The sequence below is a fragment of the Clostridium amylolyticum genome, from assembly GCF_900142075.1.
GTDB lineage: Bacteria > Bacillota > Clostridia > Clostridiales > Clostridiaceae > Clostridium_AA > Clostridium_AA amylolyticum.
In genome coordinates this window covers 70045-88517 of sequence record NZ_FQZO01000001.1, presented here as the reverse complement: position 1 = coordinate 88517, position 18473 = coordinate 70045, and the positions used below count along the sequence as shown (strand labels likewise).

At 30.0% G+C, this 18473-nt stretch carries 15 protein-coding genes and 1 pseudogene; 1 reads left to right on the top strand and 15 read right to left on the bottom strand.

The genetic code is table 11. From position 1 onward, the window contains the following. Positions 1–161: 161 nt before the first annotated feature. The 12 genes and pseudogenes from BUA82_RS00430 to BUA82_RS00375 all read right to left on the bottom strand — a co-directional run bounded on the left by BUA82_RS00430 (position 162) and on the right by BUA82_RS00375 (position 14204). Positions 162–1769 carry a CTP synthase gene (locus tag BUA82_RS00430; RefSeq protein WP_073003769.1) on the bottom strand — a complete coding sequence of 536 codons (1608 nt, stop codon included), beginning with the start codon at positions 1767–1769 and terminating at the stop codon, positions 162–164. A gap of 266 nt (positions 1770–2035) precedes the next feature. Continuing rightward, the gene (locus tag BUA82_RS00425) at positions 2036–2335 is read right to left on the bottom strand and encodes a hypothetical protein (RefSeq protein WP_073003768.1); all 300 of its coding nucleotides are present in this window, start codon (positions 2333–2335) and stop codon (positions 2036–2038) included. Between the two features lie 278 nt (positions 2336–2613). Further along, a complete protein-coding gene (locus BUA82_RS00420) occupies positions 2614–3027 on the bottom strand; it encodes a YwiB family protein (protein WP_073003767.1) in 414 nt (137 codons plus the stop codon). Positions 3028–3040: 13 nt separating this feature from the next. Then, entirely contained in the window at positions 3041–4027 is a 987-nt protein-coding gene (locus BUA82_RS00415) for a DUF814 domain-containing protein (RefSeq protein WP_073003766.1), read from the bottom strand. 378 nt (positions 4028–4405) lie between these two features. Continuing rightward, positions 4406–4996: pseudogene (spoIIR, locus tag BUA82_RS20920) on the bottom strand (stage II sporulation protein R); the annotation flags it as partial. A gap of 66 nt (positions 4997–5062) precedes the next feature. Next, positions 5063–5905, bottom strand: coding sequence for a 4-(cytidine 5'-diphospho)-2-C-methyl-D-erythritol kinase (gene ispE, locus BUA82_RS00405; RefSeq protein ID WP_073003764.1), 843 nt, complete (start codon positions 5903–5905; stop codon positions 5063–5065). A 100-nt stretch (positions 5906–6005) separates the two neighbouring features. Next, the gene (gene cphA, locus BUA82_RS00400) at positions 6006–8621 is read right to left on the bottom strand and encodes a cyanophycin synthetase (protein WP_073003763.1); all 2616 of its coding nucleotides are present in this window, start codon (positions 8619–8621) and stop codon (positions 6006–6008) included. Continuing rightward, entirely contained in the window at positions 8618–9436 is an 819-nt protein-coding gene (locus BUA82_RS00395) for a cyanophycinase (RefSeq protein ID WP_242948904.1), read from the bottom strand. The genes cphA and BUA82_RS00395 overlap by 4 nt, the downstream gene beginning before the upstream one ends. Positions 9437–9583: 147 nt before the next feature. Then, positions 9584–11149, bottom strand: coding sequence for a DUF3794 and LysM peptidoglycan-binding domain-containing protein (locus tag BUA82_RS00390; RefSeq protein WP_073003762.1), 1566 nt, complete (start codon positions 11147–11149; stop codon positions 9584–9586). 389 nt (positions 11150–11538) lie between these two features. Next, complete coding sequence (locus BUA82_RS00385; protein WP_073003761.1) at positions 11539–11778, bottom strand: Veg family protein; 240 nt, start codon at positions 11776–11778, stop codon at positions 11539–11541. Between the two features lie 446 nt (positions 11779–12224). After that, on the bottom strand, positions 12225–13088 hold the full coding sequence (gene yabG, locus BUA82_RS00380) for a sporulation peptidase YabG (protein ID WP_073003760.1): 864 nt from the start codon (positions 13086–13088) through the stop codon (positions 12225–12227). Positions 13089–13202: 114 nt separating this feature from the next. Next, on the bottom strand, positions 13203–14204 hold the full coding sequence (locus BUA82_RS00375; protein WP_073003759.1) for a CotS family spore coat protein: 1002 nt from the start codon (positions 14202–14204) through the stop codon (positions 13203–13205). A 106-nt stretch (positions 14205–14310) separates the two neighbouring features. Between BUA82_RS00375 and BUA82_RS00370 the strand changes: the two genes are divergently transcribed. After that, entirely contained in the window at positions 14311–15432 is a 1122-nt protein-coding gene (locus BUA82_RS00370; RefSeq protein WP_073003758.1) for a glycosyltransferase family 4 protein, read from the top strand. A gap of 103 nt (positions 15433–15535) precedes the next feature. On the opposite strand, the gene BUA82_RS00365 is transcribed toward BUA82_RS00370, so the two are convergent. From BUA82_RS00365 to BUA82_RS00355, 3 genes are read right to left on the bottom strand one after another with little or no spacing between them, the layout of a single operon-like run. Then, on the bottom strand, positions 15536–16579 hold the full coding sequence (locus BUA82_RS00365; protein WP_073003757.1) for a CotS family spore coat protein: 1044 nt from the start codon (positions 16577–16579) through the stop codon (positions 15536–15538). 16 nt (positions 16580–16595) lie between these two features. Continuing rightward, on the bottom strand, positions 16596–17354 hold the full coding sequence (locus BUA82_RS00360) for a hypothetical protein (protein ID WP_073003756.1): 759 nt from the start codon (positions 17352–17354) through the stop codon (positions 16596–16598). A gap of 3 nt (positions 17355–17357) precedes the next feature. After that, on the bottom strand, positions 17358–18383 hold the full coding sequence (locus BUA82_RS00355) for a CotS family spore coat protein (protein WP_073003755.1): 1026 nt from the start codon (positions 18381–18383) through the stop codon (positions 17358–17360). Positions 18384–18473: the final 90 nt, after the last annotated feature.

The window sequence follows — 18473 nt, the reverse complement described above, 5'->3', positions numbered from 1 at the left end:
AGAGAGGCCTTAATTCTATTTTAATTATTAACCAAAATAAAATAATTATAACAGTTTAAAGGAAACTGCTTATCATTATAAATAGTATTAATAACTATATCTTTACTTAATTCTACAAAGTTAATTAAAATCCTTCTAAAAAACATTTTTTATTTTTTTACTTATTTACTTCCTCTATTTATACACCTCTCTACAAAATCTCTAAAAAGCGGATGTGCCTTATTTGGTCTAGACTTTAATTCAGGGTGAAACTGCACGGCAACAAACCATGGATGATCCTTTATCTCCACAATTTCTACTAATCGCTCATCAGGACTTACTCCTGTTAACGCCATACCTTTATCAGAAATAATTTTTCTATATTCATTATTAAATTCATATCTATGTCTATGTCTCTCATATATAATTTCTTCACCATAGGAGTTATAAGCCTTAGAGTTTTCTTCTAATTTACAGGGGAAAAGTCCCAGTCTCATAGTTCCTCCCATTTCATCTATATCCTTCTGTTCAGGCATAAGATCAATAACCGGATAGTTTGTATTTGGATTTATTTCCGAACTATGAGCTCCTTGTAAATTTAAAACATTTCTTGCAAACTCTATTACAGCGCATTGCATCCCAAGGCATATACCAAGAAAAGGAACTTTATTTTCTCTGGCATATTTTATCGCTTCTATTTTCCCCTCTATTCCTCTATCTCCGAATCCCCCCGGAACAAGAATTCCATCTACACTTTTAAAGAGTTCCTCTGCATTTTTATTATTAACCTTAGTAGAATCTATCCAACTTATATCGACATTAACCCCATTAGCAAAACCACCATGATTTAAAGCTTCTACTATAGATATATATGCATCATGAAGTTCTACATATTTACCCACTAAAGCTATAGTTATATTTCTATGTAAACCCTTTATGTTCTTCACCATTTGTTCCCACTCTGAGTTATCAATATCATTACATTTCATACCTAACTTTTCACATGCTATATTATCCAATCCTTCTTTATGAAGCAGTAAAGGAATCTCATAGAGATTTTCTGCATCTAGGTTCTGAATAACAGACCTACCTTCTATATTACAAAACAACCCTATTTTATCCTTCAACTCTTGACTTAATGCTTTTTCAGATCTACATACTATAATATCAGGCTGGATGCCTATACTTCTTAATTCTTTAACAGAATGCTGAGTTGGCTTAGTTTTTAACTCCCCAGCCTTGCCAAGAAAAGGCACTAAAGTAACATGAATAAAACATACATTTTCTATGCCTACCTCATACTTTATTTGTCTTATGGCTTCTAAAAAAGGTAAAGATTCAATATCTCCTACAGTTCCTCCAATCTCAGTAATAACTACATCTACTTGTTTTTCTTTTGCTGTTGTATAAACTCTTTTTTTAATTTCATTAGTTATGTGAGGAATTACCTGCACAGTACCTCCAAGATATTCACCTTTTCTTTCTTTAGTTATAACTGACCAATATATTTTTCCTGTAGTAACGTTGTTATTCTTAGTTAGATTTTCATCTATAAATCTTTCATAATGCCCTAAGTCTAAATCCGTTTCAGCTCCGTCATCTGTTACAAACACCTCTCCATGTTGATAAGGACTCATAGTTCCTGGATCTACGTTAAGATAAGGATCGAATTTCTGAATTGATACCTTTAACCCTCTATTTTTTAAAAGTCTTCCTAATGATGCCGCAGTAATCCCCTTACCTAAAGAAGATACAACCCCACCAGTTACAAATATATACTTTGTTTTCATTATTTAAGTCCTCCTTTATTATTTTGTAAAATAGTTAAAAATTTATTTGACATTATGAATAAGAGATATTATAATTAATATTACCCCATAAAATATAATGGGTTAATATTAATTTTTTTAAATACAGTTCATCATACCACATTTCTATACTTCAAGTCTAGTATGTTTTATTACCTATATATATTTTTATAGGTATTTTTTATTTGTTGTAGGTTTATATTAATATTATTGTGTCTATGAATTTTATATAATTGTGTCTATGAATTTTATATAATTGTGCTTATCTTTTCTTCTATGGTAAAATACTTTTCTCTAAATTCTTTATTTATAAAAAATCTTTCTTCAGCTTTCTTAAAATTTAAATTAATTGATTGTTTACTCTTTAAATTTAGTATCTTTAAAATAACATTTTTATCCGTACATCTGTATTTTTTAAATATTAAAAACAACAAATATTTATTGTCTCTATATTTTAAAAGAGTGATTAACTGTTCTTTTGATATCTGATTATATGAACATATAAATTCTATTATTTCTATATATCTATTTTCATTATCAGTGAGCACGCCTAATACCTCCAGTAATATTTTATCCGATAGCTAACCGCCCCTAATACCCCTGCTTCTTCAAGCGGCGGGATAAGTGGCACTAAGCTCCTGGATAAGTTCTTCTAACCTTCAGCCGGAGTAAGTCTTCCTTTTAAGCAAACTCCATCTGAAGCTAAGAATCACTTGATATCTAAATTATTGTCAGTATATAATTATTTTAGACATATTTACTTTATATGTTTTTATCATAAATATAAATCCTCACTCTAAAGTAAAAGAGTGAGGATTTAATATTTTTATGCTTTTATTTTAATTCTAAGCTCTGTAGTTTGAGGTTGTTGTCCACCTATACTTAAATTATAATTTACAAATATCTCTCCACCATTTTCATCCACGTCTACCTTGAGATCTTTTGTATGTATTTTTAGCTCTAACATACCATAAGGCGTATTATAAAGGCTCAAGGACTCGTTGTTCTTTTTAAATTCCATTTGTGTGGAAGTGGTGCCTTCTCTTTCCAGCATAAACTTATCCTGTTGAATAAGAAGTCTTGTTCTCGTACCTTCCATACCAGAAATTTCAGTCTCATCATAAGATGCATGAAATCCGTTTACGTCATGATAAAACTCTCCTGGAGTAATCACTTCTATTAAATCATCCTTATCTACTTCTTGATTGCTAGATATAGATATGATCGCTTTCTTTTTCATGTTAACATCCTTTCTAATCATTTATTGTAAAACTATTCATCTCACTATCTTCTATAGGCTTAACTTCTATTATACTTTTAAGAGGATGTCTATATCTTCCATACTTTATTATAACACTGTTTTCATTTTTTCCCTTAGAATACCTGGCAGCAATGGATGCTGCAATTTCTAAATCCGCTTCATTAAATGTACCATCTATAACTACCATGGCCCCACTATGAGAAGAAGGAAACATTATTATATTATCACTATTTAAAAGTTTTTTAATACCTTCCGCATCTTCTTTTGTTCTTGCAACTATTATTTTTATTGAATTATTAATCCTAAAATGCCTACCAAAGCTTAAAAGCTTGATATCTTCGGGAGTTATATTTTCCTTATACAAAAGTAAGTCTTTCAATCGCTCTGAAAAATTTGGTTCTGTAAGCTTGCACCCCCCTGCTGGAGAAGGATAGTCTACTATGTTCCAATTTGCAGCTAACTCCATCTGTACAGATCTACTTCTTCCTGAAATATCCATCATTTTTTCTCTATCTACAAGTCCTTGAACTTCCATGGGTGTAGGGTCCAAATTTTTAGCGCAAAGAGGTCTTAATATTTTATCAGAAAAACCCGATTCCTTTTTAACCACTTCTAAAGATCTTTTATTTTGGGACATAGGCCTTTGATTTAGAACTTCTCCAGTAATTATAAAATCTGCATTAAAAGTCCTTAATAACTCCCCGCTATATTTCATCATCATAGCATGGCAATCAATACAAGGATTTAAATTTTTTCCATAACCATGCTTAGGCTTCTTTACCATTTCAAAATGTTCTTTAGAAAAATCTATCACTTCAAGAGGAATATCTATTTGTTTACACATCCTCACAGCATTACTCTCACTAAAAAAATATGATTTAAAACATATTCCAATAACTTCTATTCCTTGATCTTTAATTAACTTTGCAGCTAAAATACTATCTAATCCTCCAGATATCATCGCTAATGCTCTAGTCATTATTTTCCTCCATTTTTCAAAACAATTTATCTCCAGATTATAGTTTATTGATATTTTCAAAATAATGCAAGGAAATTAATTTAGAACTAGGAATTACTGAAATATCTTCTTAAAAACTTCCACTATTTTAAACTCTAATTTTATTTCATCTTTACATTCTTTTGATGCACTAGGTTTCTCCACTTTATTAATAGTTTTTTGAGTTTCTGAATAGGAATCCTTAGAGACATTTTGTTTATTATCCTCTGGATTTATTATTTTTAATAATTTGTCTTTAATAGAAGGCCTAGGCGTATTTTGTTTATTTTTGCTTTCACTGACCTTTTTATTATCGGAACTACTTGATTTATTGTTAGCTTTACTTTGAGATTTCTTACCAATTTCAGTATCTTTACTTTCTTCTTTAAGAGTATCATACTCTTCTTTAGACAGATGTTTTTTCATTTGTTCTTCCGTTTCTTCTTCCGCAATCTCACCTTTGGTTACATCAATAAAGCATAATGGCGGAAACATGACACACCACCAATTCTGTCCATTACCCTCACCAATGATTATTCTATAAGCTTCATATTCCCCTTGAGGTAACACTACGGTTCCATATCTTTTTAATGGAAAATTTTCCTTTGATAATTGAGATTTTACACTATAGTTAAACCCTTCACTTTTAATAACCCTTAAAGCAACTTTAACTATATCTTCATCATTTTCCTTTAAAATGTTCCTTGTTTCATCTATGCTTTTTGACTCTTTTAATTTTGGAATAATATATTTTATAATCTCATCTTTAACTTTTTGTTTTAAAGCTTGATCCTTGGAGCTGTCGCTGTTTGCTAGTACATGAAATCTTATTATTTTTCCACTGATACCTTTTATTAGCTTGTCCCTATCATTTGCATTATTTATGTTTGAACACCCACAAAATACTATAGTAAAGGTAAAACATAAAATTATCGAAAATATTTTTTTCATTTAATCAACCCCCGTTATTAGCAATTATTGCCAATATCTTGAGGTTTATTCATTTATTTTTTAAAATTATAATGTTCTAGTAATAAAAACTTCATTGTATTCCATTTTTAGCTTTTCGTAGCATCTTTGAGCTAAAAGCATGTCTTCATAAAAAGCAAATATAGTTGGACCACTTCCGCTCATCAATACCCCTAAAGCATTCATATCCATAATCTTTTCTTTTATTTTTATAAGTTCATTATGTTTTCTCAAAGTAACATTTTCTAAAACATTTTTCATATTTGAACACACAGATTTCAAGTCATCTTTTTCCATATACTTAATTATTTCATCTACTCTAGGATGTTTGTATATTTTAGATATGTCTAGGTGTCTATAAACCTCCTTAGTAGAAATGCCAAAATTAGGTTTAGCTACTACTAAAATATGATTTTTAAAAGGTTTTAATTTAGTTATCACCTCACCTATATTTTCGCATAATGCAGTGCCTCCAGTAATACAATAAGGTACATCTGCACCTAATTGCAGTCCTAAATCCATCAGCTCTTTCTCAGTAGCTTTAACGTTAAATATTTTATTTAATAAAATCAGAACCGTTGCAGCATCCGTACTGCCACCTGCCAATCCAGCAGATACAGGAATATTTTTTTCAATATTTATTTTTACACCGCTATGAATAGAATACTTATTTAAAAATAATTCTGCTGCTTTATATGCTAGATTCTTTTTATCTAAGGGAACATACTTTTTGTTGCAGCTCATAGAGATGCCTTCTCCTTGTTTTTCCACAGTTATTACATCATATAAATCTATCTGTTGCATTATCATCTTTAAAAGATGATATCCATCTTCTCTTTTCCCAACTACGTCTAGGGCAATGTTTATCTTTGCATAAGCCTTAGCCATCATATAATCACCACCTTAAAAATATTATCATTATTTATTATTAACAACATTATAAGAAATGTAAAGAATAAAACTGGACTTTAAGTCCAGTTCTATTAAAATTTTAAATTATGTTTTCCTTATTTAAAGCAATTTTATTATTCTTAATAAATTTTATCACCCTATCATAGTTTTCAAAAAATATTATTATTAAGTCTCCTGGCAAAGCTTTTACCATAGCTTTATTTAGCGCTTCTACTTCATCTAATACTATTTCACATCTATTACTTTTATAATTATTCTGCAAAATTCCTTTTTCTAATAAATTTGCAATTTCTCCTTTTTTTCTTCCTCTCTTATCTTCATCTTCTTTAATATATATATAATCTAAATATTCGCTGCTTATTCTACCTACTTCATAAACATCATCATTAAGTCTATCTCCTGGTATGCCTATTATACCTATAAGCCTATTATGCGGAATTTCTTTTATGGAAGATAGTACTGCTTTATAACCTTCTATATTATGGCCATAATCTAGTACTACTGTATAATTGTTAAAATCATGGATATTGAATCTACCTGGATTATCCTCTTCATTTCCCCTAAAGCTCATTAATCCCTTTCTAATCATACAGTAATCTACTTCTAATCCTACCAGTGCTCCACAAGCTGCCATAGCATTTTCAATATTATGTTTCAGCCTGCCTTTTAGTGTTATTGGAATTTCATCAACACTACATATCTTATAAACCTTATCGTCTTTCTCTACGCAGATGATATTATCTTTAAGATAAATACCATAGCCTCCATCATTTAAATTTTTAAGTAAATAATTATTTTCTCTGTCTTTTCCAAAGAATATCTTATTGCTTTTTACTCTATTTATCATTTGCATACTCCAATAATCCTCAGAATTTAGTACAGCATAACCATTATCTTTTACAGCTTCCACCACTAAAGACTTTACATAAGCCAGCTCTTCTAAGGAATTAATATCATCTATTCCTAGATGATCTGCAGTTATATTGGTTATAATGCCTACATCTGCCATGTCGTAAGCAAGACCATTTCTAATGATTCCTCCTCTTGCCGTTTCCAACACCGCTACCTCTACATCCTTATTAAACAATACTGTTTTGGCACTTTCTACCCCAGTAGTATCTCCTTTATCTATGCATTTTTTACCTATATATATACCACCAGTAGTGGTCATTCCTACAGTATACCCCATAATAGAAAGCGTGTGATATATAAGCCTTGTAGTGGTAGTTTTTCCATTGGTTCCAGTTACTGATACCAAGGGTATATTTTCCTTAGAATTTTTAAATATCATATCTACTATGTCTCCAGCTACATTTCTTTCTTTTCCTACTGTTGGATAATGATGCATCCTTATGCCTGGTGCTGCATTTACTTCAATAATAACACCCTCCTGCTCACTAAGAGGTACTGAAATATCATCACAACATATATCTATTCCACAAATATCTAACCCTAAAGCCTTAGCAGCTCTCACACAAGTTTCAATATTTTCTTCACATATTTCTTCAGTGCAATCTATCGCCATACCACCTGTAGATAGGTTTGCATTATTGCGCAAAATTAACTTTTCTTTACTTTTTATTATACTGGTAAGATTATAGTTATTTTTACTTAAACAATCTATTAACGAATCATCTATTTTAATTTTGGTTAGTGGTTTTTCATGATCTTCCCCTCGAAGTTCATCTTCATTTAATCTTGTTATAAGCTCTTTTATTGTACTTTTTCCGTCTCCGATTATATATGGTGGAATTCTTCTAGAAACTGCAGAAACCTTATAGTCTACTACACACACCCTATAATCATTTCCTCTGTAATACTTTTCAATTATTATATCTTTAAAATCATTTTTCAAAATAGTGTATTTTTTTATAAGCTCTACTTTCTTTTTTATGTTTATCATTACCCCATTTCCTTTACTTCCAAACTGAGGCTTTAAAACCACAGGATAACCAATATCCTCTGCTAATTGTATTAATTCAATGCTATTATTAACCTTATATCCATTGGGTACAGGTATACATTGCTGTTTTAATATGATTTTAGTTAAAAGCTTATCACAGGAAATATCAGCTCCTATACAAGAAGTAAATGGAGAAATGGAAGCTTCAATAATCCTACCTTTTTTCCCATAGCCTAACTGATATAACCCACTATCTCCTACTGAAAGAATTGGTATACCTCTTTTTTCCGCAGCCTTGCAAATTGCTTCAGTACTAGGTCCCATAGCCTCGTTATTCATTATTTGCTTAATATGCTCTAGTCTAGATTTAAACTCTATGGGGTTTTGTGCCACCAAAGAATTTACTATATCCACAGCAAAATTGGCTATAGCTAAGGCAGTATTCTTATAATAATATTGAAAGATTACATAATATATATCACCTTTAATCTCCCGGGCTTTACCGAAACTAACATCCATGTTAAGCCTATTATGGAGTGCAATTATTACATGTTCGCAAATATGAGCAAGGTAAGTTCCTTCATTAAGCCTTATAACAAAGCCACCTTCTTTATAAATACCGCAATGATGCTCCTTAAGCTCTGGAAGAAGTTTTAATATATTATAATTAAAATTAGGAATCATATTACTAGATATATCTTTATATCCTTCTAAATCTAATGTAAGCTTTACACATTTTCTGTGAGAATAAATATTTCTTCCCTCATAAATTCTATAATCTAGAATTTTCATTTTTTATTTTCCTCCTCCATAGGCTCTCTTTTGTTAAGGTCAAAAACATTTCCTTTTATTAGTACATGCATTTTAACATTGAATATAGATAATATTTCATCTTGATACTGTTCTGAAACGTTAGTGTGAGTTATATTCCACCCATCAATAACATAAACTGCACCAGAACCTATTACTTTTAGCATCGCTTTCTCATTAACTACTATGGCTGTATCTTCATCAATACCTATGCCTAATACTTCTGGGTTCTGAGCTATCCCTGCAAGTATTCTTCCTATTCTGCCTCTTTGAGCAAAATGTTGATCAATTATTACATGGTTTATAAAACCTAACCCCGGGGACATTTTAAGGGTGCATTTTCTAGGAGATTCTTCATCCTCTCCCGTTACTATCATAATATCGCTTACCACTGAAGCTCCAGCTGATGTACCTACATAAATACATCCTCTTTCATAGCTATATCTCATCTCGTTGCCTACAGGTGTACCCCCTATTAAACTAGTTATCCTAAGTTGGTCTCCTCCAGTAAAAAATATCAAATCTGCATTTTTAATTATTTCAACATTTTCTTGTAAAAAAGCATGTTTTCTATGATTTATATCTAAAGTCTTTATATTTTTAACTCCTAAGGAACTAAATATTTTTTTATATTTATCCCCTGCTTCTATTGGTGATTCTGTTGCTAAGGTAGCAATAACCAAATTATCATTATTCATATCTATAGAAGAACAAACCTCTTTTAATATTTCTTTGCCTCCTTTTTTATCTTCGGCACCTCCGATTATTATTAAGTTTCTTTTTGTATTTTCAACCAAAATACCACTCCCTAGCATAGCATTTTTTATTTTATCCACAGTTTTTTTAATTATTCAATTTGAGAGTTAAGACTTCTCTTATTTTATCCAATAAAATAAACTCTATGATAAAAATCATAGAGTTTATTAAAAATATCAAAATTTCACCTACATAATTGCTCTTCCAGGGATAAGCAACTTTTCTCCCGGCTTAATTTCACCATTAGGCTCCATATCATTTATTTTAATTAGTTCTTCTTGAGTTATATAATACTTTTTAGAAATACTCCATATATTATCTCCTGGCTGAACCACATAAATGGTTATGCTGCTCTTTTTCTTAGGTTGTTCATCCTCAGTACATTTTACATCTACAAGAAACTCTCTAATGCTTTTATAGTAGACTCTACAACTAGTATTAATAACGGCCTTAACTGCTAATGTATTTGCTTCTATATCTGCATCAATACTCTCTATAGAAGATTTAAGTTTAGCCATCATATCGATTTTAATACCAGCGATCTCTATAGATGTGTTAAAAGGAAGCTCTCCAGAAATAGCAGAAATACTATTATTTTCGTCATTTCCTCTATATATCACTTCACATCTTATAACGCCTTCCACCAATATCTTATTTTCAATTATTTTTTTATCCAGTATAAATATTTTACCAGTGGTATTTAAAATTTGTGATGGCATTAAGTCTTCGGAATCTAAGTATATATTATCCTTAACAATAGTCTCTGTATTGTTTTCCCCTAGCATAAGCACTAGTTCTTGCTTTTCTTTATTAAGTTCCATAGTCATATTAGGTGAATAAGCATCTTCAATAATATCTATATTTTCCTTAGCCAACACTTTAATATTGACATTTATAGGGACTTCAATATCTAAAAGTCTTCTTTCTCCAGTTTCATCTTCTCTAATGCTATATTCAGCAGTATTAGCATAAAATTCGCTTATTGCATGCATATTTGGCGAGACATTTTCCATATCAAATTCATCACTAACATAGATATCATCTTCTAACATGCATACGTCAGCGCTTTCAGAAGCCTTATACATCACATTTATCTTACAAAATGTGCTACATTGAATCCTCCCCTCCATTATTTTAATATCCTTTTTGTGAAGTATGGAGTAAATATTCAATATCTTCCCTAATTCAGGCTTTTCCCCTGAAACTTGAACAGTGGCCTTACCATTTATCTCAGTATTCATATTTCCAATAATCTTATCCATGTAAGCGCTTTGCTTTTGCATCTGTACATCATCTGAAGAATCAATATCTTTCACCATATCAATCCTCTTATTTTCATAAAGGGTACATTTAATTTTAAATATTCCATCCACTGATACTTTTCTCTCATTAATGATACTAGCATTAATATGTTCCACTTCACAGTCTGCTTCACATATCATTCTATGTTCTGCTCCATCAATATCAACCTGACTGTTAAACTTATCATTATAGGAAATGCTGTTCACTGCTAACTTGTCTTCTTCTTTAGCAAAATAGAGTATATTATATTCTACCTGACCTTCTAAATAAACCTTATCCTGCATAACCTCAGTATTTACTATGAATGGTCTGGCCTCAATCATTAGTATTTTCATTACATCAGGATGTGTATCTGGTATTAAATATTCTCCCCTTACCATGGTGTCAATAAAATTTTCATTTAAAAGCTGTTCAAATTCTATGGACTCTCCAACGAGATTTATATCCGACATGCTATCCCTCCCATAAAATACCTACTATAATTTATATACAAATTTCAATAAAAATATGATTAATAATTTAAAATTTACATTATGAATTCATTAATTGTTTCTACAGGAAAAATATCCCTTATTTTAGTCTTTTATTTTTTCATCTCATTTGTAATCGTTTTATTATAATACATAGCATATATTTAAATTTTTTCAAAAAACTTCTCTCAAAATTGTTGACAAACATCATTTAATGTCGTAATATTAATTATGGTTATTGACCATATAACCTCTCATAAATTCTCAATACCCTTTTATACCATAGTTGAAAGATGGAAACCCACCATCTTTCTTTTTTTATAAAAAAACAAAACCGCATCTAAAAAAGATGCGGTTTTGTTAACAGGCTACTAAATACTTCCGAACGATATTTGTACTGTCTTTGTTAGCACGTCTGAATAACTATATGTCACGGTCCTTTGGGTGTCGTTATCTAAACGAATTACAAAAATGCTAGGGTATACGCTTTCTAACACACCTTCATTAACGTATACTTTTCGCCTGCCTCCGTTAGCCTTTAAAGTAACTTTCTCTCCTATATGCCTTTCAATATCATTTTTTATGGAGGCTAAGGTTCTTACTTTTTCCATGCTAAACACCCTCTTTCTCTTCATTATACATTATACATGAGAACTATGAAAATGTCAAATTAACTTACTATTTTATCACTTTCACTTCAATTTTGTCAATGTTAATTTTTTGTTAACTTTGTAAACGTTAATACATAGACTATTATCTCCTTAAATAACAAAGATATTCCTTCTAAATTTATAATTTAAAGAATAAGTAATAAGTAAGAAGTAAAAAGTAAGAGTTTTTGAAAAAATTCAGCAAGGCTGAATTTTCACCACAACTATTACTTCTTAGCTCTTACTTATCTACAAATTTATGGTTTATAGAAATAAAAACCAAGAAAATCCCCCAAGATTTTCCTGGTTTCATCTTTTAATAAATTGTAAGTTTTTCTGATGCTTTTCCAGAAAAACTATCCTCAATTCTAAATTCTAAATTCTAAATTCAATTGAAAATGCAATTTTCAATTGACATAGGGTGATTTTGGGTATCCCTGTCTGTATTTGCCTCTGGTCTCTAGTCCTCCTATCCCCTTTGTACCTGTGATTGTGTTTTCTAGTACATCGGTGATGGGTACTATTTTGTCTATATTGGTGTAGGCTACTTTTTCGCATACAAATACCGGATCCAAGCAGTGGATTAAGACTCGGTTGGGTGAGCTGGCGAAATTTGCACCTGCATCTAGTATTCTTTCATAGCAGGATTGGCAGGCTCCTGCAAAGATTACTAGTTCATCGTAGCTAGAATTATAGTTTCTTAGGGCGCTTACAGCTTCTATAAAGTGCTTTGAATTTCTATAATTGTTTAAATCTAAAAAATCTTTTGTATCCCTTATCATTCCATCGTGACCGGTTAGTACTACAATGTCAGGTTTAACTATCTTCACTAGGTCTATAACTTTAGAAGACTGATCTTTTTCTGCAATAACGTAACCCGTGGCATCTAAGGAAAGCTGCTTATATGCTTTTAGGCATGCTTCTAAGTAATTTTGATCTCCATCAATGTGAAGTATCTTTCCTGGTCTTCCGAAGACCAATTCTTTTGTAGGTACGATCTTTGGGCTCTTTTGCACCCTTTTTAAATCTACCCTGCCTGCCATGACTTTTTTAATTACATCATTTACCCTAGAATTGAATATTCTATCTGTTTCTCCGCTATATTCTTTACTAACAGTCTCTAAATCTACTTCCTTTGAATCGGCTATAATTCTAATATTTATTCCTTTAAGTATATATATTTTTTCTGTGTCATCTTCTTTTATATCTATTATTTTAAAAGTTATATCCTTACCATAAGATTTTCTAACTACGATATCGCCTATTTGCACAGTAGTACTCCTAAACTTATTTTTCATTAATATAATATGAAGCTTATACCTAAATGCTACAAAATAAAAATACGCCTTTATCTTAATAAAAGCGTATTTATAAATAATGATATATTATTTTTGATGATAATATTCTTTAAACTCATCTATAAACCTCATATACTCCTGCTGTTCTTCTATAAGGCTTTCTATCTTCTTATTAAAAGTGTTTTGTCCCCAGTTTACTTCATTATAATAATACCTATTAGCTAGTCTCCAAAATCGTTGTGGAAATAATAAAAATGAATATAATACCCTGTATTCCTCATTTAGCAAATCATTTACTGAGCAGTAACCCTCTATTATCCCTTTAGCAAATTCGAAGTTCCAACTATTTCTCTTTAATACCTTTATCATAAAATTAGATATATCAAATACTCGTACTTCCCTCTTTGAATAATCAAAATCAATAACGTTAATACTGTTTTCCTCGTCTATTATAATATTATGATAAGTATAATCATGGTGACAAAAGCTTTTATCTTTTTCTGTTTCTTCACAAATTCTGTAATAATCTGAATCATTAAGGACATCTATTGCCTTCTTTCCAAGGTCTTTGTAAAACTGCATAGTCCTTATATAATTTAGATCAAATTCAGTTTTATTAGTTCTTTTCCTAATCATATCCCTCATTTTATCCAAAGCTTTAATACGCTTTTCCATTAAATGAGGCCATCTTCCTAAGTCACTTTTTAATTTGCTATTTTCCGGTGGTTCATATCCTATAGAAGCTATATGTAACATAGCTAAATTTTTTGATGCTAGAACCACTTCTTCCATATTATAAAAGTCACATTCTCTGCCAGGTATCCATTGAGATAATGTATATAAATCTTCGTTTACTATGGCATAGGGTTCTCCATCAATGTTTAAATCGTATTTGTCTATCTTATTAAATCCATTGTTTATGAGGTGCTCCTTTGCTCCATAAACAAATAACAGCTTTTGAGCTCCATAGTTTATTTTTTTCAAGCATTTCTCACCCTTATTTGTCTTAAGATGATATACACCCTTATTAGGCTTTATAGACTCTATTTTAATATTAAATTGTCTTTCTATTTCAAACTCTCTCATCATCTTAACCACCTCCTATATAATTTATATGTGTATATATTCCTATTTATTAACACTTTTTACTATGATTAATATAATAAAATATAAACATGTTGAAAGGACCTAGGATATGAAAATAGGCATAGATGGCAGAGCTGCACATTGGTATAGAGGAACAGGCATCGGTACTTATACTTACCAGCTTATTAATAGTTTAAATACCATAGATCCCATTAATAATTACTTAATATTAGAACCTGATAATTCAGATAAAATAATACCTTTTAAAAAAAACTTTTCTATTTCAAATATAAATGCTAATAGTAATAATAGTTTTTGGGATAAAATGAATATTCCAAATATAATTAACAATGTAGATATGGATATTTACCATGTGCCTCAAAACGGAGTAGGTTTACCTAAAGATCTCATTTGCCATAAAGTTATAACATTACATGATATTATACCACTAAAACTTCCAGATACAGTAGGAGATAGATATTTGAAAATATTTAATGATGAAATGGAAGGTATAGTTAATAGCTGCGACGGGATAATAACAGTTTCTGCATATTCTCAAAGAGATATCTCTAAAGAATTCAACTATCCTATGGAAAAAATATATGTTACTCATTTAGCAGCTGAGGATATCTATAGACCAATGGATAAAAAGTATTGCAAGAAGATAATAGAAGAGTATTATGGTGTAAAAGAAGACTTTATACTTTACGTAGGGGGGTTCTCTCCTAGGAAAAACATCATAGGATTAATTGAAGCTTTCTCAGAATTAATTAATAAAAAACATGATAACTTAAAACTTGTTATAACAGGTAAGCATGGTAAGTCTTACGATATATATATAAACAGAACTATTGAACTAGGAATTGAATCCTCTGTACTGTTTCCAGGCTTTATCCCCTTAAATCATATGCCTATAATGTATAATGCAGCCTTATGTCTAGCTTATCCCTCTTTCTATGAAGGCTTTGGACTTCCTCCTCTAGAATGCATGGCTTGTGGTACTCCTGTAATATCTTCAAATACCACCTCTTTACCAGAGGTATTAGGTGATAGTGCTCTATTAATAAACCCACAGGATATAGATGAATTGTACCAAGCTTTGGTAAGATTAATAGAAGATAGTGATCTTCAAAGAGAACTTATTAATAAAGGCCTAGAGAGGTCTTTCGAATTTAATTGGAACAAAACAGCTTTATCTACTCTCTCAGCTTATAGCAGCATAATTAAATGATACTATTTAAAATTAATTATTTTGGGTATAAGGGCTCCTTATACCCTTTTTATTACATTGTAAATTTTTTTAAAAAAAGTAATACCTAGCTAAAAGCAAGGTATTACTTCAAGAAATTATTTTTATAATCCTTTAAAAATAATTTCTTATCATTTTTGTAGGAGGCTTTCTTTATAAATCTTTCTAGAAACACTTTTTCTTCCCAATCCTTTTGTTTAAGATAGTAGTTTTTACATATGGATACAAAGTCATGAGGAAATTTCAGCATAATGTACATGATTTCATATTCATCCTTAGACATTTTTTGGTTAAGCGTATAATTTTTTATTATATTTTTTGCAATTTCTATATCATAATCAAATCCTTTAATAGACTTTTCAATAAAATTGCTTAAATCTTTTATTCTTAAATCTATAGAAGCATAATCAAAATCTAAGAAGAATGCTTTTTCTTCTTCTATTAAAATATTATGATGGGCAAGATCATTGTGACAAAGTGCTATTAAACGCTTATCTTCACATAACCTTTCATAATTGCTGTTTTCTATCATAGAAATGCATTCTTCAATCTCCTTAGTAAAACAATCTACCTCATTTAAAAAAATGCTATCTATACTATTTTTATACTTATAACTAGTTACTTGAGATTTAATATTCTTAAGAAGTTCCAAACTATCCCTTAAAACTATTGGAAACCTTCCTAGTTCTTCATTGTAATCAATTTCTTTATCATCTTTCATGAAAAACTCTTGAATACCATAAGATGCTTCATGCAGTTCCCTTAATCCTTGAGAAGAGATAATCACATCCACGGGATTTGATATCTCGCACTCTCTTCCATTTAAAACATTTAACACTATATATACACAATCTCCCCATATTACATGGTTTTCTCCTTTTATACTTTTTTCAAAAGTTATAACCCTATTAAATTTAAATGATATATATTCTAAAGCTTTTAAAATAAAGTTAAGTCTACTAATAGGATAATCTATTTTCTTAAGTATTTTTTTCCCTTTATCTGTATTAAGTACGAAGACACTCCTTAATGGTATTAGATCTAAAACTTCTAAATTAAACTCATGAAAAAGTTTTATGTCTAGATCATAAGAACACAGAATCCTTTTATCAGGGTATTTACCATCCATTAAAAAACCTCCTTTCTTAGATCTCTACACCATCTTTTAACATCGCTTCCATTAAATTTTTAGCATACTCCTCTTCTGTCCAATTTTTCTTTAAACTTCTATATCTGCTACAGGATTTCATAAACTCATAAGGATAATTTATCATAGCAATTATAAATTCTTCGCTTTTTTCTTCTAAGCTGTGCTCATCTATATATTCTTTTGAAAGTTTTCTAAAATTAACACTGCATCCTTTTCTCTTTGCTTTACTAAAAAAAGAAATTGCATCAAATTCTAATAAATTATAGGAACAACGTGAAATATCTATAATAAAAAGTTGTTCTTTTTTACCTATATTTCCCGGTGTAACATTGCCAATACAAATTTCATTAGCCCTCATACTTCGATAAATTCTATCGATATACCTTGAGTCCCTAGCTATAGATATAGCTCCTTCTGCTCTTTCCAAGAAATATTCTCCCTTATCCAAGAGTATTTCCTCAAACTTATTCATAGCACCGTAATTTTTTAGATTATTAATATCTCTCTTTAGCCTTCTCACTTGAACCTTGCTTTCTTCAATTTGCTCTCCAATACAATTGGGAAGCCTGCTTCCCACAACTCCCGTATAACCTGCTATGGCTTTCTGCAACTCTACCATTATTTTTAAATGCTCAGAAGCCTTATTATCATCTAACTTCCAAGAATAATCATTATCTTTAAAATCTCCTTCTATAACTTTTATACCTTTACTTAATATGTGCTCTTTAAAAACACAAGGTTTATTCTTCTGCATTGCTTACCCTCCATTTAATTTATATAATTTAAATTCATTTATAAAATCTTCTTTATCCTCTAAATCTTCCTTTATCTTTTTAAGTTTACTAATAAAAAATTTTTCTTCCCAGTTTTGTTGTTCCCAATAATACTGTAACCCTACTTGCCAATAATCTTGAGGAAACTCCATGAAAGCTGCCATTAAAGGGATATGTTCATCTTCAATATCCTTTATATTAGAGTAATTATTTAATATAAACTTAGCCTTTTCTAATTCCCATTTGCCATTTTTCATGCTTCTAAGCATTAAGCTGCTTAAATCATGTAAATAAGAATCTAAAATACAATAATCAAAATCAATAACACTGACATTACTATGGCTATCTATAAGCACATTGTGATGGGCAAAATCATGATGACAAAACCCTCTTTTAAAGAATTCTTTATTCATAACACTTAGATAGTTTGAATTTTTAAGATTATTTATGGCACTCTCTGCAATTTTTAATTCTTTATCCATCAAAGAAAGATAAATCACATCAAATTCACTTTTTTTTGCTTTTTGGCTTATCCTATTTTTAAAATCCAATATCTCATTAGTTCTTGTTTCAAAATTACTTATCCATCTAAACCATCCAACTCTAGGTTTCATATTTTTGTTTAAAGTAAACCCCTCACTGCATTTATGAAGTTCTGCCAGTGTTATAATCGCAAGATATAAATCATATGGATTATCATAATTACTTTCTCTAGCATTTACCCAAGAGGTTAAATAGGCATAATTTTTATTAATAGGTATATATTTTTCTCCTTTTAATGTGGTAATTATAGGAGGAATCTTATTAAATCCTTTATTTATTAAGTGTTCTATAGCAGATACTATAAAATTAAAATGTTGAAACTCATATTTAATGATTTTCAAACAGTAAAATCTATTGCCAGACCTTATTTTATAAACATTTTTTATTTTTTCTTCTTGAGTTACTTTAATACCGTAGTTATCTTGAACATATTTGTCTATAGATTCCATAACTATTTTGTACTCCATGTTATTACTTCTTTTTTAGTATATGAATATTTCACTAGAGCTGTGATTATTATTCACAAATACCTATGCTCATTAATATTTATAGTAATA

What these genes read in the sequence shown, in the direction of transcription:
- BUA82_RS00385 (WP_073003761.1), bottom strand. Translation starts at nt 11,778, where the DNA reads ATGGAAAAAGTAAGAACCTTAGCCTCCATAAAAAATGATATTGAAAGG.
- ispE (WP_073003764.1), bottom strand. Translation starts at nt 5,905, where the DNA reads ATGATGGCTAAGGCTTATGCAAAGATAAACATTGCCCTAGACGTAGTT.
- BUA82_RS00355 (WP_073003755.1), bottom strand. Translation starts at nt 18,383, where the DNA reads ATGGAGTACAAAATAGTTATGGAATCTATAGACAAATATGTTCAAGAT.
- BUA82_RS00370 (WP_073003758.1), top strand. Translation starts at nt 14,311, where the DNA reads ATGAAAATAGGCATAGATGGCAGAGCTGCACATTGGTATAGAGGAACA.
- BUA82_RS00390 (WP_073003762.1), bottom strand. Translation starts at nt 11,149, where the DNA reads ATGTCGGATATAAATCTCGTTGGAGAGTCCATAGAATTTGAACAGCTT.
- BUA82_RS00415 (WP_073003766.1), bottom strand. Translation starts at nt 4,027, where the DNA reads ATGACTAGAGCATTAGCGATGATATCTGGAGGATTAGATAGTATTTTA.
- BUA82_RS00360 (WP_073003756.1), bottom strand. Translation starts at nt 17,354, where the DNA reads ATGCAGAAGAATAAACCTTGTGTTTTTAAAGAGCACATATTAAGTAAA.
- BUA82_RS00365 (WP_073003757.1), bottom strand. Translation starts at nt 16,579, where the DNA reads ATGGATGGTAAATACCCTGATAAAAGGATTCTGTGTTCTTATGATCTA.
- BUA82_RS00420 (WP_073003767.1), bottom strand. Translation starts at nt 3,027, where the DNA reads ATGAAAAAGAAAGCGATCATATCTATATCTAGCAATCAAGAAGTAGAT.
- BUA82_RS00375 (WP_073003759.1), bottom strand. Translation starts at nt 14,204, where the DNA reads ATGATGAGAGAGTTTGAAATAGAAAGACAATTTAATATTAAAATAGAG.
- BUA82_RS00430 (WP_073003769.1), bottom strand. Translation starts at nt 1,769, where the DNA reads ATGAAAACAAAGTATATATTTGTAACTGGTGGGGTTGTATCTTCTTTA.
- cphA (WP_073003763.1), bottom strand. Translation starts at nt 8,621, where the DNA reads ATGAAAATTCTAGATTATAGAATTTATGAGGGAAGAAATATTTATTCT.